This window comes from Pseudomonas sp. H3_C08 (assembly GCF_054669455.1).
On the sequence record NZ_CP162803.1, the window covers coordinates 5,797,858 to 5,818,355 of the forward strand.

Consider the following 20,498-nt stretch of genomic DNA (forward strand, 5'->3'; position numbering starts at 1 on the left):
ATTCATGAGCGCTCGCAAGCAACAGCTTCTCAAGGCCCATCGGCGCAACAAGCGTCTGTTCCTGATCGCCTTTGTGCTGGCGCTGTTGCTGATCGGCGTGCTGATCGCGTGGTGGCTGGTGCCGTTGTTGCTGGTGCTGGCCTGGGTCGCTCACGAGGCCTGGTTTGCCGACCATTTGTTCTACCGGCCTACCGACGACTATCAATACGACTTTCCGCCGCAAACCGCGCGGCAGGCCGTGAGTCTTGAGGGCGGCGTGGTAGGCCTGAGCGAACCGCTGGCGCAGGGCGAGACATTGGTACTCGAACTCGAAGTGAAGTCCACCTGGCTGGGGCGCTGGCTCGATCCCTATGTTGAGGTGGGCGATGATCGTCAGGATCTGGAGCGGGGCGTCAGAGGGCGGCGTTTCCTCAATCTGTCGGGGCAGGTCGATGCGCTGGCGCAAGGGGCTCTGACGCTGCGTGGCCGATATTGCGTACCTGCTGCGACGGGCGTGTTGTGGGTAATGGCCAATCCGGACTACAGCCGCCAGCGGGTCATGGTCATCGCGCCCCATGCCGATGATGCAGAACTCGCCGCCTTCGGTCTGTACAGTCGATGCGAAGGCGTCAGCATCGTCACCCTGACCCAGGGTGAGATCGAGGCTGAAGACTTTCAGCGCCTGGGCCTTGATCAATCCGCAGCAGCACGATTGAAGGGCCGCTTGCGCAGTTGGGACAGCCTGGTGATTCCGCTGTGGGGGGGCGTGCCTGCCGAGCGTTGTGTGCAATTGGGCTATTACTGCCTGCAACTGCCGTCGATGGCCGAAGCGCCGACCCAGGCGTTCGGCTCCCGGGAATCGCAGGAAAACGATATTCGCAGTGTGCGCCGGCATAACCCATTGATCCTGCCCGCCGACGTTGACGGGCAGTCGACCTGGCAAAACCTGCTGGGTGATCTGACGGCCCTGCTTGAGCACTATCGCCCGGAAGTGGTCGTTACACCGCATCCTGAACTCGATCCCCACAGTGATCATGTAGCGTCGACCCAAGCGCTGCTTGAGGCTATCGAACGCAGTAGCTGGAAACCGGCGACCCTGCTGCTGTACGCCAATCACCTGTACGACAATGATCGCTGGCCGATGGGGCCTGCCGGTGCGGGTGTTCCGCTGCCTCCCGCCATCGAGCCGCTACCGGCTGATCGCCTGTGGAGTCCGCTGCTGTCGGCTGACGTGCAACTGGACAAAGCCATGGCGCTGGCCATGGAACACGATCTGCAGGGCCGACAGGCGTTCAAACGGCAATTGCGCCGCTGGATCCAGCAGGCTCTGGCCGGCCGTCGCTGGCCTGAAACGGGCAGTAACGAGTTTTTCCGCAAGGCGGTCCGGCGTCACGAGTTGTTCTGGGTGCGCGACCTTTCAGATTGAGGCGGACGGCGCTTTACCCTGTGTTAATATCGCGCCCCTGTTCATTTTGTATGTGGGTTGCTCCATGAAGTTGTCCATGCCGCGTTTCGATCAAGCCCCGGTCTTGGTAGTCGGCGATGTCATGCTCGACCGTTACTGGCATGGCGGAACCTCACGGATTTCCCCTGAGGCGCCGGTGCCGGTCGTTAAGGTCGAGCAGATCGAAGACCGTCCGGGCGGTGCCGCGAACGTTGCCTTGAACATTGCCGCGCTGGGTGCGCCGGCGTCGCTGGTCGGTGTGACCGGCGATGACGAAGCCGCCGACAGCCTGAGCAACAGTCTCAAAGGCGCGGGCGTACGCGCTCTGTTCCAGCGCATCGCGCACCAGCCAACCATCGTCAAGCTGCGGGTCATGAGCCGGCACCAGCAACTGCTGCGTATCGACTTTGAAGAACCGTTCGCCACCGACGCTCTGGCCCTTGGTTCGCAGGTCGACGACCTGCTCGAAGGCATCAAGGTGCTGGTGCTCTCCGATTACGGCAAAGGCGCCCTGAAAAACCATCAGGCGCTGATCCAGGCCGCTCGCGCGAAGAACATTCCGGTGCTGGCCGATCCAAAGGGCAAGGACTTCTCGATTTATCGCGGCGCCAGCCTGATCACCCCCAATCTCAGCGAATTCGAAGCCATCGTCGGCGGTTGCGTCGATGAGCATGAGCTGGTGAGCAAGGGCGCCGCCCTGATGCACGACCTCGAACTCGGTGCGCTGCTGGTAACGCGCGGCGAACATGGCATGACCCTGTTGCGTCCGGATCAGCCGGCGCTGCACCTGCCGGCCCGTGCCCGTGAAGTGTTTGATGTCACCGGTGCCGGTGACACGGTGATCTCCACCCTGGCGGCAGCGATTGCCGCCGGTGAAGACCTGCCCCACGCCGTTGCGCTGGCCAACCTGGCCGCCGGCATCGTGGTTGGCAAACTCGGTACGGCCGCCATCAGCGCCCCGGAACTGCGTCGCGCCATTCAGCGTGAAGAAGGTTCCGAGCGCGGAGTGTTGGGGCTGGAGCAGTTGCTGCTCGCCGTGGCCGATGCCCGTGCGCACAACGAGAAGATCGTCTTCACCAACGGCTGCTTCGACATCCTCCATGCCGGCCATGTGACCTACCTGGAGCAGGCGCGGGCACAGGGCGACCGGCTGATTGTCGCGGTCAACGATGATGCTTCGGTCAGCCGTCTCAAAGGCCCGGGCCGCCCGATCAACAGTGTTGACCGGCGCATGGCGGTTCTCGCCGGCCTCGGCGCTGTGGACTGGGTGATCAGTTTCCCTGAAGGCACCCCGGAGAACCTGCTGCGCGAGGTCAAACCGGACGTGCTGGTCAAGGGCGGCGATTACGGCATCGATCAGGTAGTCGGCGCTGATATCGTCACTGCTTATGGCGGTACCGTAAAGGTGCTGGGACTGGTGGAAAACAGCTCGACAACTGCGATTGTCGAGAAGATCCGCAGTCGTTGATCAGATGAATTTTTACCGTTGTGTACTGCGTGTGAACGGATTTTGCCTTGGGGATTTTACCGTTTCCGTTGATGTAGGCTGCTTTGAATCCGATGCGCTTGCCTGCCTACGTCGCGTGGTCAATTAACCTATGAAAGTCATGCTCCTGGTGATGGACGAGCAGCGGGTCATTCTCGACCGGCTCTACGACATCGTGCAGCAGAACTGTGATGAGTGTTTCATCTATCGTTTGAGCAAAAAACAGCAGTTGAATCTGGGGTCGTTTCTGGCCTCGGTCGATTACCAGACCTTCGATCGCGTGGTGATTTTCTCCCGGGTCAAACGCCTGGCCACGCAACTGCAGGTGCTCAAATGCATCCCCGGGCTGGTCTTCCTCGAACACGACGCCTACCAGAACTACATGCCAGCGAGTAAATACCGCGGCGCGTATTCACGGCTCTACCGTCGTCTGCCGAGTTGCCGGGCGCTGGTGTCCGGTGCCGTGGTCGCGCGCAAGATGCTCGCTGAAGGCATCGACACGGTGTTTGTCTCCAAAGGTTATGACGAGCAGATGCTGCACAACACCGGCGTCGAGCGGGACATTCCCATCGGTTTTCTTGGCAGCTTGAAAAGCACCGAATATGCCGAGCGCAAAGCCATGCTCGAGTCGCTCTCGCAGCGAACCGGGATGCTGGTGACCCGTACCAAGTCGGGTGCGGAATACCTGCAGACGCTCAATCGCATCAGGATTTTCGTCAGCGCCGACATCGGCATGAACGAGTTCATGATCAAGAACTATGAGGCCATGGCCTGCGGTTGTGTGCTGCTGGCCTGGAGTCAGGGCGAAGAAGACCGTCTGCTCGGCTTTGAAGACATGCACAACACCGTGTTCTACCGCAGCGCAGATGAAGCGGTGGAAAAGATCCAGCTGCTGCAGAGCGACCCGGAACTGGCAGAGCGCATCGCCCGCAATGGCCAGGAGTTCGCGCAAAGCCGTTATTCCTTTGCCCGTGTCGGTCAGGCACTGGCTACGGAAATCCAGCGTGAGATGCGTCCATGGCAGCCGCCCTCGGCGTTCACGCGATTCTGGGTGAAGCTGCGTTACGGGATGAAGGTGCCGGTCTGAATGAAGGACGAACACATGGCGCTGGATGCGCTGCCCGGTGGTGATCAGTCCGTACCGGGGGCGTTACCGACAGAACTTCTCGACTGTCTGAGTCGTGCGCCTCGGGTGGTGCTGATTGCCAACAACCCGGCCATTACCGCGGCGGACTTTCAGGCGTTGAACATTGGCGTCGATGACGTCGTCGTCAGCTTCAATACCTGCATCAAAGCGGCGCTGCTCAACAAGCAGAGCGTCAATGTCTTTGTGCATGGCTACAACGCGCCGGACGCGTATTTTTTTGGTCTGCCTTACGCGCCGCCGGTACAGCAGATGTTCGAACAGGCGAGCGAACGTTGTTTCAGCATGCTGGTGGGCTGCGCCGCACCGATGTGTCCACTGCCACGCGTGGCCATGTACTGGGATCGCATTCCACTGCCGCCACTGTGGAACTACCCGGTCGACCGCCCGGGCGGCAAGCGCTACGTTGGGCCTTCTACCGGTTTCAACACGCTGGTGCTGTTTGACTGGTTGCGCGCTCATGCCGGTTATACCTATCAGCTCATGACCCTGGGCTTTTCCAACGAAGCAGGAAAACTGTGGGGCGGCCATGCCTGGGACTATGAGCGTGACTGGCTGCAGAAGTCGGACATCATCGTGGTGCCGCTGCAACCCCGTCGCTGGTGGCAAAAACTGTTTCGACAGAAGTAAGCGACATCGTCTGTCCGGTTGCCAGCAGGCCCGAACTACTTTCAAAAGGTGCTGTTGAGTGTTGAAAATTGCCGTGGCTTTTTTCGGAATCCCGAGAAATTCGCCGATCTGTTTCCCCTCCATCGAGCAAAACGTGCTGGCGCAGTTGCCTGCAGGCAGCGACGTAAAGTGCTTCTACCATCTGTACAAGATTGATGAGGTGCAGAACTCGCGATCCGGTGAGAAAGGCGAACTGAAGGCGGACAACTACCAGCCATTCGAATCGATGACCGGCACACTCACCTCGACCGAGGGCGTGTTGGAGCGCTGGGATTTCGAACAGGTCAAAGCACAGGGCGATACCTGGGCAGATGACTTTGCGTCATTGCGCAATTTGATCTTTCAGCTCAACTCATTGCATACCGTGACCAGCATGATCGAGCCGTTCAATCCGGATTTCGTTGTGTTCGTGCGCCCGGACAATTTCTTTCACAGCGCATTGCCTGGCTATATCTTCGCTCATCCTGAGGTGCGCCAGCACAACGCTTATATTCCTGACTGGCAATGGTGGGGCGGTTTGAACGACCGTTTTGCCGTGTGCGGGCGCGACACGTATGTCGCGTACGGCAAGCGCATCGAATGTATTTTCGATTTCTGCAAGGCAACAGGCCGAAAGCTGCATTCCGAACGCTTGCTTAAATATGCCCTGCAGCAGGTCGATGCCAAAATCTGCACGCTGCCGACGCAGGCATCGCGGGTGCGCATTACCGGTGCATTTGCCGAAGAATCGTTCTCGCCCAAGCGTGGCATGGGCAAGCGCGAAAACCGCTACTTTCATTTCTTCGCCGGGTTGCGCACCTGGTGGGACCGTCGCCGCTAAACCGTTATTTACCGGTTTTCTTGCCCAGACCGACCAGTCGCAGCGCCTTGATACTCAGTTGCTTGAGTCCCTGACGCGGGGCTTTCGCCGGTTGCAGGCCCTGCTGCACCAACCAGTCCTTCCAGCGAATCCGCTCTTCGCGCACAACCCAGCCGGTTTGTGTGGCAAAACTCTCGGCCAGATAAAGACCCCGGGTGCTCGCCGGTACCAGTTTGTCGCGCTTGAGCGTGTACAACTCTGCCAGTGGCGCGCCGTCCTTGAGGGGCATCAAGTACAGGTCAGGCCGTTTGCGGTCGAGTCGGGCCACCAGTTGATCACCCTCCAGGCGTTCGTCGACGTGGAACAGGCTCAGGGACTTGGCTTCCTTGGGCACATCCAGACGCAAGTCGTAGATCAATTGCAGCGATGCGGTCGGCAGATGCACGTAGGCCCTTGGGCGTTCGAGCAATTGCAGATTGGCGCTACGTATCGGTCGCGCTGAGCCGGACAGCGGGGTCAGGCGAAACGGCAGCGCTTCGCGATAATGCAGTGCAGCGGAGTAGGGCGCCGGCAGCCAGGTGTCGTTGAAACGTCCGCCGAGCCAGCCTTCCGGTGTTTCCAGCAAACACTCTTCGGCAATTTCCTGAATGGCCGTGTGTAGCGGAATATTCAGTTCATGCGCCGGCACGTAACCGGAAATCAATTTGAGCACGACATCGCCACGATCCTGACGGCGCTGGCGCACCAGCACCCAGTAGTCGCGATTCTGCCAATGCAGGGTCAGGCGCACGGAAACCCCGAGGTTGGCCAGTTCCAGCGAGAAGCGCTCGGTGTCAGCCACGCTCACCGGTTTACGCCGCTGCAAGGTCTGCGCAAAGTTCAGCGGCATGCCGACGCTCTGGTAGGTCAGACCTTCGGGGGTGGCTTCGACGTACAACGGCAGGGTCTTGAAGTTGCTCGGGTTCTTTCTGATGAGCGTGCGCGGCATATCGGCTCCTGCTTAAGGCCGCGAAGCGGCGTCAGTGACCACGTAGGACCTGGGCAACGGTCGCAACGTTGTGGGCGAGGTGCAGCGGATTGATCGTCCCGACAATAGCACTGGCCACGCCAGGTTGCGCGAACAGCAATTCGAAGCTGGCGCGCACCGGATCCACGCCCGGACTCAAACAGACGTGACCGCTGGCCAGGGCTTTTTTCACCAGAATGGCTTTGCCGTGGGCAGCAGCATAGTCAATGACAGCCTTCTCGTTTTGTTCGTTCAGATTGTAGGTGACCATCGCACAGTCGCCTTGCTCCAGCGCTTTCAAACCGCCCTCGACGGTTTTGCCGGAAAAACCGAAGCCGCGAATCTTGCCCTCGGCCTTGAGCGCGGCGAGTGTCGCGTAGACCTCTTCGTGCTCGAGGATCGCCATGTCGTTGCCGTCGGAATGCACCAGCACCAAGTCGATAAAATCGGTTTCAAGACGTTGCAGGCTGCGCTCCACCGACATCCGTGTGTGTGCTGCGCTGAAATCGTGTTGCGAGAGGCCATCGGCAAACTCTTCGCCGACCTTGCTGACGATCACCCAGTCTTGACGTTGACCGCGTAGCAACGGGCCAAGGCGTTCTTCGCTGCGACCGTAGGCCGGGGCGGTGTCGATCAGGTTGATGCCCAGATCGCGCGCCTGACGCAGCAGCATCCGCGCTTCATCATCGCCGGGGATCTGAAATCCGTTGGGGTATTTCACCCCTTGGTCGCGGCCGAGTTTGACTGTGCCCAGGCCCAGCGGCGAAACCGTCAGGCCGGTGCTGCCCAAGGGACGATGCAGATCGTGCAGGGTGGCAATGGTCATGGCAGCAATTGCTCCCAGGCAGGAACGCCCAGCGGTGGTTTTGGCAGTGCGGGCAATGGTTCGGTGGCTTGTGGCTGGATGCCGTCGCGCTCCAGGGCGGCGATGACCCGGTCAGCGAAGTCCGGCGCCAGCGCCAGTTTGGTCGGCCAGCCGACCAGCAAGCGGCCTTGCTCGGCAAGGAAGGCGTTGTCCGGGCGCGTCAGCCCGGTTTGCAGTGGCTCGGCACGGTCAACCCGCAGGGTCGCCCATTGCGTAGTGCTGAGGTCGATCCACGGTAACAACTGGGCGATCTCTTTCTGCGCGGTGGCAATCTGCTCGGCCGGCTCGCGGTTCACACCTTCGCTTTCGGCGATGTCGCCACCCATGTACCAGACCCACTGGCCGTCAGCGGCCGGATGCGTGGTCACAGTGATGCGCGGTTTGGTGCCGCCGCCCAGGCAGTGGGCGTACAGCGGCTTCAGACCTGGGCCTTTGGCGATGATCATGTGCAGCGGGCGGCGTTGCATGGCCGGCTGGCTCAAACCGAGGTCTTCGAGCAGTTGGGCAGTACCGGCACCGGCGCTGAGGACAATGCGTTGCGCGCGGATTTCGCGACCATCGACTTTCAGGCCGACCAGCACGCCGGCCTCCAGCAGTGGCACGATGGTTTGCCCGGCGAGCAGGCCATCGCCGGCCAGATCGGCCAGGCGCTGGATCAGGCTCGGTACGTCGACCACCAGTTCGGCAAGGCGATAGACCTTGCCCTTGAAGCGTTTGTCTTGCAGGGCCGGCGGCAGTTGCTCGCCCTTGACCTGATCGACCCGGCCGCGCACGGCTTTACTGGCGAAGAAACTGGTGAGGTTGCCGGCGAGGGTGCCTGGCGACCACAGGTAATGGGCCTCGGACAGCAGGCGTACGCCGGACAGATCCAGTTCGCCACTGCCGGCCAGCGCCTCACGCCAACGACGCGGCATGTCGGCGATTGCTTCCGAGGCGCCAGTCAGCGCGCCGTGCAACGCGTACTTGGCGCCGCCGTGGATAATGCCTTGGGACTTCACACTCTGCCCGCCGCCGAGGCTGGCGCTTTCCACCAGCACGGTCGAAAAACCCTGGCGGCGCAGGCGCGCGTTCAGCCAGAGGCCGGCGACACCAGCGCCGACAATCAGAACGTCGGTGGAAATAACGGATGGCATGCAGCGACCTCAGTGTTCAAGACGAGGGCGCAGTATACAGACTCGGGAAAGGGGCGGATTTGTCGATGATCAACAGGTTGAACGCAGAACCAAATGTGGGAGCGAGCTTGCTCGCGAAGAGGGTGTGTCAGATAGCAATCATGCGTCTGACGAACCGCTTTCGCGAGCAAGCTCGCTCCCACAGGGATTGTGGTTGGATTTTAGTGGCCGGCGGTTTTCGAGAACAGCTGGATCACCACGACACCCAGCACGATCAACGCCATCCCCAGCATCGCCGGGATATCCAGCTTCTGTCCGTAAATGAACAGCGCCGCGACGCTGACCATCACAATCCCCATGCCCGCCCACACCGCATAGGCCACGCCAACCGGAACGGTGCGCACCACCAGGGTCAGCATCCAGAACGCGATCGCGTAGCCGACGATGACCAGCACCAATGGCAGTGGCGTGCTGAAGCCTTTGACCGCTTTCATCGACACGGTGGCGATCACTTCGGCGCAGATGGCAATGGCCAGGTAGGCGTAGGCGTTCATGGTTCAAATCCTCAATGTGAAACGTTGCTTGCTGAGGCGGCATTCTAGTGATTCGCCAGATGGGGTAAAGTCATTACCTATCTGCTACAGAGATGGGTTGGTGAATCAACATGCAGTGGAATCTGGATCAACTGCGGGTGTTTGTCGACGTCGCCGAACACCGCTCGTTTTCCGCCGTGGCGCGCCAGCAGCGTAAAGCGCAGTCGGCGATCAGCAGCGCGATTGCCATGCTCGAAGATGACCTGGGCGTCAGCCTGTTCGAGCGTAGCAGCGGCCGTCAGCCAACGCTCACCGAGGCGGGCGAAGCGCTGTTGGAAGAGGCACGTGAAGTCCTGCGTCAATGCGAGCGCCTAAACGGTCGGGCGATGGCGATGCTGCGCGGCCAGGAAGCACAACTGCGCGTGGCGCAGGATGAGGCGATGCCCTATCAGGCACTGGTGGAAAGTTTCGGTGAACTGGCCGAGCAGTTTCCCAGTCTTGAAGTGCAACTGACCAGCGCCGCGCAAGGCGAAGTCGCGCGTAAGCTGGTTGAGCGTCGTGCCGACCTCGGTCTGCTGTTCTATCACGATGAAATCCCCGAGGCGCTGGAGCGCCGGGTGCTCGGCAGCGTCGAAATGGTCACGGTCTGCGGCATCAATCATCCGCTGGCGAAGCAGTCTTACGTGACCTGCCAGCAACTGGCGCAGCACCGGCAATTGTTGATGTCGACGCAAACCAGTGTCTATCCCGGCAACGAGCCGGCCAGCCCGCAGGTATGGCGCGCCGACAGTTTTTACGTGATGTCCGAATGGCTGGTGCGCGACCTCGGCTGGGCCTGGTTGCCCCGGCATGTGGTGCAGTACTCGGCCTATCAGGGCTTGATGGTCGAACTCGACAGCGAATGGACCCCGCCGGCACTGGTGGTGGAACTGGTCTGGCGCCGCGACGAGCCGCTCGGCCCGGCCGCGCGCTGGCTGGCGGAACGTTTTGCCGTGCACTTGCGGGCGATCGGCGACAAAAGTCGATAAACTCCACCGCCATGAATAGAACTCTCTACACCGCGCTGTTTTACCTGGGGCTGCCATTGGTGGCGATTCGGCTATGGCTGCGTGCGCGCAAGGCGCCGGCGTATGCCAGGCGGATTGGCGAACGTTTCTCCTACGGCATGCCGACGCTGCAGCCCGGCGGCATCTGGGTGCACGCGGTGTCGGTGGGCGAAAGCATTGCTGCGGCGCCGATGATCCGCGCCTTGCTGCAACGTTATCCACAACTGCCGATCACCGTGACCTGCATGACCCCGACCGGTTCGGAGCGGATTCAGGCGCTGTTCGCCAATGAGCCGCGCATCCAGCATTGTTATCTGCCGTACGACTTGCCGTGTGCGGCTGCGCGTTTTCTTGATCGCGTTCAGCCCAAGCTCGCGGTGATCATGGAAACCGAGCTGTGGCCCAATCACATTCATCAGTGCGCCAAGCGCGGAATTGCCGTGGCATTGGCCAATGGACGCTTGTCCGAGCGTTCCGCCAAAGGCTATGGCCGCTTCGGCAAACTGACCGCGCCGATGCTCGCCGAAATGAGTTTGTTCGCCGTGCAGAGCGAAGCCGAAGCCCAGCGCTTCCGCGATCTCGGTGCGCGCCCGGAAACCGTTGAGGTCACCGGCTCGATCAAGTTCGACCTGACCATCGATCCGCAACTGCTGCAACGTGCAGCTGACTTGCGTGGCCAGTGGCAGGCGCTGGAGCGTCCGGTGTGGATTGCCGCCAGCACCCATGAAGGCGAGGACGAAGTGATCCTTGACGCTCATCGGCGCTTGCTGGCCAATCACCCGGATGCGTTGCTGATTCTGGTGCCGCGTCACCCGGAACGTTTCAACTCGGTGTTCGAACTGTGCCAGCGCGAAGGCTTTACCACGGTGCGGCGTTCGACCGGCTCAAATGTCGATGCGCAGACGAGCGTGCTGCTCGGCGACACCATGGGCGAGTTGCTGTTTCTCTATGCCTTGGCGGACAGCGCGTTTGTCGGCGGCAGCCTGGTAGCCAACGGCGGGCACAATCTGCTGGAGCCGGCAGCCTTGGCCAAACCGGTGATCAGCGGCCCGCACCTGTTCAACTTCCTCGACATCGCCGCGCAATTGCGCGAAGCCGGAGCGTTGGCCGAGGTCGATGATGCCGAAGGGCTGGCCGTGGAAGTGCAGCGCCTGTTTGAGCTGCCGCGTGATGCGCAGCGTATGGCCGACGCCGGGCTGGCGGTGATGCGCCGCAATCAGGGCGCGTTGCAGCGTTTGCTGGATGGTTTGGGCCGACTGATCAAGTAAAGCAAAAAAGATCGCAGCCTTCGGCTGCTCCTACATTGGAATACGTTTCCTGTAGGAGCTGCCGAAGGCTGCGATCTTTTGTTTTTAAGGCTTAAGGCCGGGCCTTGAGCTGCGCCTCGGCCGCTTTGGCCAGATCCGGCGGCAGGAAGTCCTTGTCCGGGTTGTAGTCAGCCTTCAGATACCGCCGCAGATCTTCCAGATCCCCCGGGTTCAACGTTCCCGCCGCCTGCTTCAAGCGCAGGTTGTCGAGGATGTAGTCATAACGCGTGTTGTTGTAGTTGCGCACCGAGGTGTACAGCTGGCGCTGCGCATCGAGCACGTCGACGATGTTGCGCGTACCGACCTGATAACCGATTTCCGTGGCTTCCACTGCGCTCTGGTTGGAGATGATCGACTGACGACGCGCCTGCACCTGCTCGACGTCGGTGTTCACCGCGCGGTGCAGGTTGCGGGTGTTCTCGACGATCTGCCGGCGCAGGGATTCGCGCTGTTGTTCGCTCTGATTCAGTTGCTCATACGACTGGCGCACTTGCGAGCTGGTCAGTCCGCCGCTGTAGATCGGGATGTTCAATTGCAGGCCGACCGTGCTCTGTTCGACATTGTCACGGTACGGCACACCGAAAGCGTTCGGGTTGGAAAAGCCGAGGGCGTCGTTGTCACCCTTTTCGTATTTGGCCACGGCATCGAGGGTCGGCAAGTGGCCGGCCTTGCGCTGCTTGAGGGTCTGCTCGGCGGAGCTGACGGCGAAGTTGCTCGCCAGCAGATTGAGGTTCTGTTTCGCCGCAGTATCGACCCACGCCTTGGCGTCGTTCGGCGCTGGCGGCAGGATCGGCAGCGTGTGGACGATGCCCTGAATCGAGTTGTACTGGCGGTTGGTCAGGGTGATCAGCGCTTCGAAGGCATCGTCGACCTGACGCTGGGCAACGATGCGGTTGGCCCGTGCGGTGTCGTAGCTGGCTTGCGATTGCAGCACGTCGGTCTTGTCCGACAGGCCGACATCGAAGCGTTCGTTGGACTGGTCGAGCTGGCGCTTGAACGCGGCCTCTTCAGCTTTGGTCGAGGCGAGGTTGTCCTGGCTGCGCAGCACGTTGAAATAGCTTTCGGCCGATTGCAGGATCAGGTTCTGTTCGGTCGCCGACAGTTGCAGCGCTGCTTGCTCGTTGACGTCCTTGGCCGCCTGGTACTGGAACCAGCGATCGGCGCGGAACAACGGCTGGGCCAGAGTCGCCTGGTAGGAGTGAGCGCTGCGGTTGGCAGTGGCCGAGGGCTGATCGATCGACGTCCGCACATTGGCCACCTCAGCGCCGCCTGACAGGTTCGGCAGCAGACCGGCGCGGGCCTGTGGCACCACTTCTTTCTGTGCGCCGTACTGCGCGCGGGCGGCGGCGAGGTCGGCGTTGTTGTCGACCGCCTCCTGATAGACGCTGACCAGATCGGTTTTGGTCGACAAGGGCGCTTCTGCTGCCCAGGCCATTGCGTTGGACGCACAAGACACGGCAAGAGCCAGTGAGAGTTTGCGCAGCATGAGGCGATCCCTAGCATTAATATTATGGAAGTAATCCGGGCGCCAAAGGTAAGGCGCAGGCCCCACAGCGTCAAGGCGTGGCGGGGCAAAGCGAGTGTAGTTGCGCATTTGCCTCACAACAATCAGCCAAGCCCCTGTATTTATGCCATTCATCATGGTGTTTGCTGCGGTGTTGGCGTTCTTTGCCGGTTGTGTCTAGACTGGCCGGGTTCTTGTCGGGGTGCCTTGCTATGAGGCTGAGATCGAATAATTTCGGATCCCGTTGAACCTGATCAGGTTAGCGCCTGCGTAGGGAACAAGATTTCTCGTCACCCGGCGAGTCCTCTTGTGCTTCGTCCGGGAAATTGTTCGACAATCGAACGCTCGACGACGAGGCACAGCACCGGTCCTGGTGCGTCCGTGCCTTTCAGGTTCTGCTCCGACAATCCACTGCCTGGATGCTGTCTGGAGAGCCCGTGATGACGACTACAAAATCAAAAAACGCGATCAACCTGAGTGACTCGGCCAAGGTCGACGAGCAATCGGTCAAACCGTTCACCCGTTCGCAAAAAGTCTACGTTCAGGGCTCGCGCCCGGACATCCGCGTGCCGATGCGTGAAATCACCCTCGATGTGACCCCGACCGACTTCGGCGGCGAAATCAACGCGCCGGTGACCGTTTACGATACCTCGGGCCCCTACACCGATCCGAACGTGGTGATCGACGTGCGCAAAGGCCTGGCCGATGTGCGTTCGGCGTGGATCGACGACCGTGGCGACACTGAGCGTCTGGCCGGCCTGAGTTCCAACTTCGGTCGCGAGCGCCTCGCCGATCCTGAATTGACCAAACTGCGCTTTGCCCACGTCAACAACCCGCGCCGCGCCAAGGCCGGGGCCAACGTCACGCAAATGCACTACGCGCGTCAGGGCATCATCACGCCCGAGATGGAATTCGTCGCCATCCGCGAAAACATGAAACTTGAAGTGGCCCGCGCCGCCGGCCTGCTGGACCAGCAACACCCGGGTCACAGCTTCGGCGCCAGCGTGCCGAAAATCATCACCCCGGAATTTGTCCGTGAAGAGATCGCCCGTGGCCGCGCAATCATTCCGGCCAACATCAACCACACCGAACTGGAACCGATGATCATCGGCCGTAACTTCCTGGTGAAGATCAACGGCAACATCGGCAACAGTGCCTTGGGTTCGTCCATCGAAGAAGAAGTGGCGAAACTGACCTGGGGCATTCGCTGGGGCGCGGACAACATCATGGACTTGTCCACCGGTAAGCACATTCATGAAACCCGCGAGTGGATCATCCGCAATTCGCCGGTGCCGATCGGCACGGTGCCGATCTATCAGGCGCTGGAAAAAGTCGGTGGCGCGGCTGAAGACCTGACCTGGGAGCTGTTCCGCGACACGCTGATCGAGCAGGCCGAGCAGGGCGTCGACTACTTCACCATTCACGCCGGCGTGTTGCTGCGCTACGTGCCGCTGACCGCCAAACGCGTGACCGGTATCGTTTCCCGTGGTGGTTCGATCATGGCCAAGTGGTGCCTGGCGCATCACAAGGAAAACTTCGCCTACACGCATTTCGAAGAAATCTGCGAAATCATGAAAGCCTATGACGTCAGCTTCTCGCTGGGTGATGGCTTGCGTCCGGGTTCGATTGCCGACGCCAACGATGCCGCGCAATTCGGCGAACTGGAAACCCTCGGCGAACTGACCAAGATCGCCTGGAAGCACGACGTGCAAACCATGATCGAAGGCCCGGGCCACGTGCCGATGCAGTTGATCAAGGAGAACATGGACAAGCAGCTGGAGTGCTGCGACGAGGCGCCGTTCTACACCCTCGGCCCACTGACCACCGACATCGCGCCGGGCTACGACCACATCACCTCGGGTATCGGTGCGGCAATGATTGGCTGGTTCGGTTGCGCCATGCTCTGCTACGTGACGCCGAAGGAACATTTGGGCCTGCCGAACAAGGATGACGTGAAGACCGGGATCATCACCTACAAGATCGCCGCGCACGCAGCGGACTTGGCCAAAGGGCATCCGGGTGCACAGATTCGCGACAACGCCTTGAGCAAGGCGCGCTTTGAGTTCCGTTGGGAAGACCAGTTCAACCTCGGTCTGGACCCGGACACTGCGCGTTCGTATCACGATGAAACCCTGCCGAAGGATTCGGCGAAGGTCGCGCACTTCTGTTCGATGTGCGGGCCGAAATTCTGCTCGATGAAGATCACTCAGGAAGTCCGCGAATACGCGGCCAACCAGCGGATCGACGCGGTCGACGTGGACGTCGCCAAAGGCCTGGCGGAACAGGCCGAGCGGTTCAAGAAGGAAGGCAGTCAGCTGTACAAAAAGGTTTGATCTGACCTGAAAAGGGTGGGCCTGCAAGGGCCCCTTCGCGAGCAGGCTCGCTCCTACTTTGGAATGCATTCAAGTGTGGGAGCGAGCTTGCTCGCGAATGCGATCAACACAACAACAAATGTCCCTCTGAGATAACACCCTTGAGCATTCAACCCAGCACCTATTCCCCCGACCTCGCCGTACCCGCCGACAAGCGAGTATTCGGCGGTCGCGATCTGTTTTCCCTGTGGTTCTCCCTCGGCATCGGCCTGATGGTTTTGCAAACCGGCGCATTGCTCGCGCCTGGCCTGGGCTTGTCCGGTTCACTGCTGGCGATTTTCCTCGGTACACTGGTTGGCGTTTTGCTGCTGGCCGCCGTCGGCGTGATCGGCAGCGACACCGGCCTGTCGGCGATGGCCGCGCTGAAACTCAGCCTCGGCAGCAAGGGCGCGAGCCTGCCGGCGCTGCTGAATTTGCTGCAACTGATCGGTTGGGGCTCGTTCGAAATCATCGTCATGCGCGACGCCGCCAGCCTGCTCGGCACCCGGGCGTTCAGCGAAGGTTCGTTGTGGTCGAGCCCGCTGTTGTGGACACTGTTTTTCGGTGCGTTGGCGACGTTGCTCGCGGTCAGCGGCCCGCTGACTTTCGTCCGGCAGATCCTGCGCAAGTGGGGCATCTGGCTGTTGCTGGCGGCGTGCCTCTGGCTGACCTGGAACCTGTTCGCCAAAGCCGATCTGGCCGATCTCTGGTCGCGTGCCGGTGACGGTTCGATGCCGTTCGCCGTGGGCTTCGACATTGCTATCGCGATGCCGCTGTCGTGGCTGCCGCTGATCGCCGATTACTCGCGTTTCGGCAAGCGCGCGAAGAATGTGTTTGGTGGCACTGCGGTCGGTTTCTTCATCGGTAACTTCTGGCTGATGAGCCTTGGCGTCGCCTACACCCTGGCCTTTGCGCCAAGCGGTGAAGTCAACGCGCTGTTGCTGGCTCTGGCTGGCGCCGGTCTGGGCATTCCGCTGCTGCTGATTCTGCTCGATGAGTCGGAAAACGCCTTCGCCGACATTCATTCGGCAGCGGTATCGAGCGGGATTCTGTTGCGCCTGAAAGTCGAACATCTGGCCTTGGCGATCGGCGTGATCTGCACGCTGATCGCTCTGCTGGCGCCTTTGGCGCAGTACCAGAATTTCCTGCTGCTGATCGGTTCGGTGTTTGCGCCGCTGTTCGGCGTGGTGCTGGTGGATCACTTCATCCTGCGCAAGCGCAGTGTTCAGGTCGCGTCAGCCGCATTGCGCTGGCCGGCGTTGTTGGCGTGGCTGGGCGGCGTGAGCACCTACCACTTGCTGGCGAATCTGTATCCGGATGTCGGCGCAACCCTGCCGGCGCTGGTGCTGGCAGGGCTGTTGCAGCTAGTGCTGGGCCGGGCCTTCAGTTACGGCCGGGAAACAGCTCGGGCTTGAGAATGCCGTTCAGACGCGGGTAAGGAATCTTCAGTTCGACGTGGCCCAGTGCGTAAGGCGCAATGGTGCTCACGTCGTACTTGAGGATCACACCGCCATAGGTCAGCGCCACGTTCGGGGTTTTCACGAACGGCCAGCTCTTCACAAAGTCCGCTTCCTGGTCGAGCTTGGTGCTGATCAACCAGCTGTTGTGCGCGACTTGTGCCGCTTTCCAGAATGCCTCTTCCTGACCCGGCATCAACATGTCGGACAGGTTCAGTACTTTATGCTGCTGGCGCGAATAGTTGATGAAACCGCGACCCGGTGTGCCATGCGCACCGCCGGTGTCGAGGTAGCTCGATAGTTCGATGATCACCAAGCCGTCATGCTGCTCACGTACTTTCGCTTGCAGGTAGCTGCTGTTGCGTGGGCCGGCGCTGGCCAGAAACTGCTCGCGGTAGGCCGCCAGGGTTGGCGCCACCGGGGCGTTTTTCTCGGTGCGGGTCATTTGCAGCAGGCGTTTTTCGATAATGCCGTCCAGCGCAGGTTCGGCCGGGAAGCGCAGGGTGTCGATGTTCACCAGCGGGCAATCAGGGTTGGAACATCCAGGCTTAAGTTGTTCCGACGCATCGCGGGTGGTTTCCAGCGGTGTGCGGTAGTTGGGCTGGAACAGGCTTGCGCACGCGCCGAGGGTCAGGGCGATGGCGGCCACGGAGGCAATTTTGAAAAGCGACATGGGCGTCCTTTCGAAAGCAGGGGAAGGCAAAAAGATATCCGCTTCGACTCTCGCAGAAGCAGTCAGTTCGCCACTAAGCTAATTAGAGTGGGTTTCGCCTCCACCGTCCATCCCGCTGACGGTAAAGGGGCTGCATCAAACCGTTCGGGCGCGTTAGGATGGCGCGAAGTCGAGGTTGCCAGTCACCAACAGCAACCTCGTAATGGATCTGCAGTAAAGAGGATGCTCATGACTGATTTTGCCAACGCCATTCCGACCACCGTCGACGTCGTGCGACGCGAGCGCTGCTACGAGGGTTTTTACAAACTCGATCGTTTGCACCTGCGCCATGAATTGTTCGCCGGTGGCATGAGCCGCGAGATCAACCGTGAAGTGTTTGTGCGTCACGATGCGGTGTGCATGTTGCCCTACGATCCACAGCGCGACGAAGTGGTGTTGATCGAGCAGTTCCGCGTCGGCGCCATGGGCAAGACCGACAATCCGTGGCTGGTCGAACTGGTCGCTGGTCTGATCGACAAGGATGAGCAACCGGAAGAAGTTGCTCACCGCGAGGCGCAGGAGGAAGCTGGGCTGGACATCAAGGCCCTGTGGCCGATGACCAAATATTTCCCGTCGCCGGGCGGCAGCAACGAGTTTGTGCATTTGTATCTGGGGCGTTGCAGCACCGAAGGCGTTGGCGGCCTACATGGCCTGGAAGAAGAGGCAGAAGATATCCGCGTCACGGTCTGGGCTTTCGAAGATGCCTTGCAGGCCGTCCGTGACGGTCGCATTGCCAACGCGGCGAGCATCATCGCCTTGCAATGGCTGGCGCTGAACCGCGCCGAAGTGAGGGGGTTATGGTCGTAAACAAGCTGCGCGATCGTTATCGAGTCGACCTCGTGGGGCTGCAAGCCGCCTGCGAGGCCAACTACGCGCGCTTGATGCGACTAGTTCCGGACATGCGCAACGAACCCGAGGCGCGGCGCATCGCCGTCACTCAGGGCGAGCAGATGCTCGGCGTGCTGGCCCTCGAAGTGCTACAAACCTGCCCGTACACCACCACTTTGCAGGTGCGTCAGGAACACAGCCTGCCATGGCTGCCGGTGCCGCAACTGGAAGTCCAGGTCTATCACGACGCGCGCATGGCCGAAGTGGTCAGCGCCGAACATGCACGACGCTTTCGCGGCATCTATCCTTACCCGAACGCGGCGATGCATCAGCCGGATGAAAAGGCTCAGCTCAATCTGTTCCTGGGGGAATGGTTGAGTCACTGTCTGGCGTTGGGGCATGAGTATGAAGTCGTACGCTAGTTGTGAACTGCGTCCGGTTCGGCGGTTTCCTCTTTCCCTGATCCCCCAGCATAATTGCGGCACTTGATCGATTCCGTGCTTTTGCCTTGGGAGAGCGCCTTGCCGAGCGTATCCACGTTGACCTCCGCCGATACGGCGCTGCTGGTGCAGTTGTCCGACAGCCATCTGTTTGCTGAAACGGACGGCACGCTGCTGGGCATGAACACCCGTGAAAGCCTGCAAAAGGTCATCGAATTGGTGCTGGAACAACAGCCGCAGATCGATCTGATTCTGGCCACCGGTGATATCTCGCAAGACGGCACGCTGGAGTCGTATCAGCAGTTTCGCCAGATGAGCGCCCAAATCACTGCCCCGGCGCGCTGGATTCCCGGTAATCATGATGAGCCGATGATCATGGCCCAGGCCGCCGTGCAAAGTACGCTGCTGGAGCCAGTGGTCGATATCGGCAACTGGCGGGTGACTTTGCTGGATTCGGCGGTGCCGGGTTCGGTGCCGGGGTTTCTGCAGGACGATCAATTGCAACTGCTGGTCCGTTCGCTGAGCGAAGCACCGGAGCGCCATCATCTGGTGTGCTTTCACCATCATCCGGTGTCGATTGGTTGTGCGTGGATGGAGCCGATCGGTTTGCGCAATCCCGAGGCATTTTTCGAAGTGCTGGATCGTTTTCCGCAGGCCCGGGCGGTGTTGTGGGGGCATGTGCATCAGGAGATTGACTGCGCTCGCAACGGCGTACGTTTGCTGGCTTCGCCGTCGACGTGCATTCAGTTTGAGCCGGGGAGTGTGGACTTTAAGGTGGGTGAGCAGGCGCCGGGGTATCGCTGGTTGCGGTTGTTGCCGGATGGGCGGTTGGAGACCGGGGTTGAACGCGTCAGCGATTTTGCCTTCACGGTTGATTACGGTTCCAACGGCTACTGATCGAATCAAAAGCCCCTCATCGGAACGCCGTCCGCCCAGCCCTCTCCCGGAGGGAGAGGGGGCCGACCGAGGTATCCATCGACCTGAAAGAATGTGTTGATTATGGATTCGCTGAAGCTCGCTCAAGTCGGTGTAGCACTTGAATATCCCCCATTCAGTCCCCTCTCCCTTTGGGAGAGAGCTAGGGTGAGGGCCGCCCCTGCTGAATGACCAATTTCTCGAAACCACCCCCAATCCGCGCTTCTCTCCCTGTAAACTCCGCAAACCCAAACCGACACCCAGGGAGCTCAAATGTCCGGTTCGATCCTCTATATCCACGGTTTCAACAGCGCTCCGGCCTCGAAAAAGGCCTGTCAGCTGGTCTCCGTGATGGAGCAGCTGGGTTTGAGCGACAAATTGCGTGTCCCGGCCCTGCATCATCACCCGCGCGAAGCCATCGGTCAGTTGGAACAAGCGATTGCCGAACTGGGCAGCCCGCTGCTGGTGGGAAGCTCACTCGGCGGCTACTATGCGACTCACCTGGCCGAGCGCCATGGCCTGAAAGCCCTGCTGGTCAACCCGGCGGTCAGCCCGCACCGGATGTTCGACGGCTATCTGGGCCCGCAGAAAAACCTGTATACCGATGAAACCTGGGAATTGACCCACGACCACGTCACGGCCCTCGCCGAACTGGAAGTGCCGGCGCCTCAGGATGCGCAGTGTTATCAGGTGTGGTTGCAGACCGGCGATGAAACACTGGACTATCGCCTCGCCCAGCAGTATTACCGCGCCTGCGCCTTGCGTATTCAGGCCGGCGGCGACCACAGTTTTCAGGGTTTCGCCGGGCAATTGCCGGCGTTGCTGAGTTTTGCCGGCATTGGCGCCGATTTGTATCAGGCCATCGATTTCTCCGCATTGTGAGCTGTGGCCCCATGAATTC

The 20,498-nt window shown here is 60.6% G+C and carries 19 protein-coding genes and 1 riboswitch; of the genes, 13 read left to right on the forward strand and 6 right to left on the reverse strand.

Features of this window, described 5'->3' with window-relative positions; translation table 11 throughout:
* The first annotated feature begins 4 nt into the window (after positions 1 to 4).
* The 5 genes from AB4N74_RS26410 to AB4N74_RS26430 all read left to right on the forward strand — a co-directional run bounded on the left by AB4N74_RS26410 (position 5) and on the right by AB4N74_RS26430 (position 5,542).
* Positions 5 to 1,405: a PIG-L deacetylase family protein gene (locus AB4N74_RS26410; RefSeq protein ID WP_460097703.1), complete on the forward strand. Its 1,401-nt coding sequence runs from the start codon at positions 5 to 7 to the stop codon at positions 1,403 to 1,405.
* A 64-nt stretch (positions 1,406 to 1,469) separates the two neighbouring features.
* On the forward strand, positions 1,470 to 2,891 hold the full coding sequence (hldE, locus tag AB4N74_RS26415) for a bifunctional D-glycero-beta-D-manno-heptose-7-phosphate kinase/D-glycero-beta-D-manno-heptose 1-phosphate adenylyltransferase HldE (protein ID WP_093430139.1): 1,422 nt from the start codon (positions 1,470 to 1,472) through the stop codon (positions 2,889 to 2,891).
* 130 nt (positions 2,892 to 3,021) lie between these two features.
* The gene (locus AB4N74_RS26420) at positions 3,022 to 3,996 is read left to right on the forward strand and encodes a glycosyltransferase family protein (RefSeq protein WP_116255772.1); all 975 of its coding nucleotides are present in this window, start codon (positions 3,022 to 3,024) and stop codon (positions 3,994 to 3,996) included.
* Positions 3,997 to 4,683, forward strand: coding sequence for a hypothetical protein (locus tag AB4N74_RS26425; RefSeq protein WP_099757818.1), 687 nt, complete (start codon positions 3,997 to 3,999; stop codon positions 4,681 to 4,683).
* Between the two features lie 58 nt (positions 4,684 to 4,741).
* A complete protein-coding gene (locus tag AB4N74_RS26430; protein WP_257356889.1) occupies positions 4,742 to 5,542 on the forward strand; it encodes a hypothetical protein in 801 nt (266 codons plus the stop codon).
* 4 nt (positions 5,543 to 5,546) lie between these two features.
* Here AB4N74_RS26430 and AB4N74_RS26435 read toward each other — a convergent pair whose 3' ends face one another.
* From AB4N74_RS26435 to AB4N74_RS26450, 4 genes are all read right to left on the reverse strand, one after another.
* A complete protein-coding gene (locus AB4N74_RS26435) occupies positions 5,547 to 6,509 on the reverse strand; it encodes a metal ABC transporter ATPase (RefSeq protein ID WP_093430143.1) in 963 nt (320 codons plus the stop codon).
* 31 nt (positions 6,510 to 6,540) lie between these two features.
* Positions 6,541 to 7,353, reverse strand: coding sequence for an aldo/keto reductase (locus AB4N74_RS26440; protein WP_093430144.1), 813 nt, complete (start codon positions 7,351 to 7,353; stop codon positions 6,541 to 6,543).
* Positions 7,350 to 8,525: an NAD(P)/FAD-dependent oxidoreductase gene (locus tag AB4N74_RS26445; RefSeq protein ID WP_460097706.1), complete on the reverse strand. Its 1,176-nt coding sequence runs from the start codon at positions 8,523 to 8,525 to the stop codon at positions 7,350 to 7,352. Before AB4N74_RS26445 ends, AB4N74_RS26440 begins: the two co-directional genes overlap by 4 nt.
* A 200-nt stretch (positions 8,526 to 8,725) precedes the next feature.
* The gene (locus AB4N74_RS26450) at positions 8,726 to 9,058 is read right to left on the reverse strand and encodes a DMT family transporter (protein WP_016985677.1); all 333 of its coding nucleotides are present in this window, start codon (positions 9,056 to 9,058) and stop codon (positions 8,726 to 8,728) included.
* 110 nt (positions 9,059 to 9,168) lie between these two features.
* Between AB4N74_RS26450 and AB4N74_RS26455 the strand changes: the two genes are divergently transcribed.
* Positions 9,169 to 10,065, forward strand: a complete 897-nt coding sequence (locus AB4N74_RS26455) for a LysR family transcriptional regulator (RefSeq protein WP_093430146.1) — start codon at positions 9,169 to 9,171, stop codon at positions 10,063 to 10,065.
* Between the two features lie 11 nt (positions 10,066 to 10,076).
* Entirely contained in the window at positions 10,077 to 11,351 is a 1,275-nt protein-coding gene (gene waaA, locus AB4N74_RS26460) for a lipid IV(A) 3-deoxy-D-manno-octulosonic acid transferase (RefSeq protein ID WP_460097708.1), read from the forward strand.
* A gap of 91 nt (positions 11,352 to 11,442) precedes the next feature.
* Here waaA and AB4N74_RS26465 read toward each other — a convergent pair whose 3' ends face one another.
* Entirely contained in the window at positions 11,443 to 12,876 is a 1,434-nt protein-coding gene (locus tag AB4N74_RS26465; protein WP_093430148.1) for a TolC family outer membrane protein, read from the reverse strand.
* A gap of 206 nt (positions 12,877 to 13,082) precedes the next feature.
* Positions 13,083 to 13,188, forward strand: a riboswitch (TPP riboswitch).
* Between the two features lie 146 nt (positions 13,189 to 13,334).
* Here AB4N74_RS26465 and thiC point away from each other — a divergent pair.
* Both thiC and cytX read left to right on the forward strand, forming a co-directional pair.
* Positions 13,335 to 15,227: a phosphomethylpyrimidine synthase ThiC gene (gene thiC, locus AB4N74_RS26470; protein WP_099757824.1), complete on the forward strand. Its 1,893-nt coding sequence runs from the start codon at positions 13,335 to 13,337 to the stop codon at positions 15,225 to 15,227.
* Between the two features lie 140 nt (positions 15,228 to 15,367).
* Positions 15,368 to 16,660 carry a putative hydroxymethylpyrimidine transporter CytX gene (gene cytX / locus AB4N74_RS26475; protein WP_116255778.1) on the forward strand — a complete coding sequence of 431 codons (1,293 nt, stop codon included), beginning with the start codon at positions 15,368 to 15,370 and terminating at the stop codon, positions 16,658 to 16,660.
* Here cytX and AB4N74_RS26480 read toward each other — a convergent pair.
* Positions 16,629 to 17,375 (reverse strand): RsiV family protein, encoded by a 747-nt coding sequence (locus tag AB4N74_RS26480; protein ID WP_460097711.1) that lies wholly within the window; start codon positions 17,373 to 17,375, stop codon positions 16,629 to 16,631. The two genes, cytX and AB4N74_RS26480, sit on opposite strands and share 32 nt — an antisense overlap.
* A gap of 228 nt (positions 17,376 to 17,603) precedes the next feature.
* Here AB4N74_RS26480 and AB4N74_RS26485 point away from each other — a divergent pair, with 228 nt between their 5' ends.
* The 4 genes from AB4N74_RS26485 to AB4N74_RS26500 all read left to right on the forward strand — a co-directional run bounded on the left by AB4N74_RS26485 (position 17,604) and on the right by AB4N74_RS26500 (position 20,479).
* Positions 17,604 to 18,221, forward strand: a complete 618-nt coding sequence (locus AB4N74_RS26485) for an NUDIX domain-containing protein (protein WP_093430152.1) — start codon at positions 17,604 to 17,606, stop codon at positions 18,219 to 18,221.
* Entirely contained in the window at positions 18,212 to 18,664 is a 453-nt protein-coding gene (locus AB4N74_RS26490; RefSeq protein ID WP_034151669.1) for a DUF1249 domain-containing protein, read from the forward strand. The genes AB4N74_RS26485 and AB4N74_RS26490 overlap by 10 nt, the downstream gene beginning before the upstream one ends.
* A 99-nt stretch (positions 18,665 to 18,763) precedes the next feature.
* Positions 18,764 to 19,579 carry a 3',5'-cyclic-AMP phosphodiesterase gene (gene cpdA, locus AB4N74_RS26495; protein ID WP_093430153.1) on the forward strand — a complete coding sequence of 272 codons (816 nt, stop codon included), beginning with the start codon at positions 18,764 to 18,766 and terminating at the stop codon, positions 19,577 to 19,579.
* Positions 19,580 to 19,870: 291 nt separating this feature from the next.
* Positions 19,871 to 20,479 (forward strand): YqiA/YcfP family alpha/beta fold hydrolase, encoded by a 609-nt coding sequence (locus AB4N74_RS26500; protein ID WP_093430154.1) that lies wholly within the window; start codon positions 19,871 to 19,873, stop codon positions 20,477 to 20,479.
* The last annotated feature ends 19 nt before the right edge of the window (positions 20,480 to 20,498 follow it).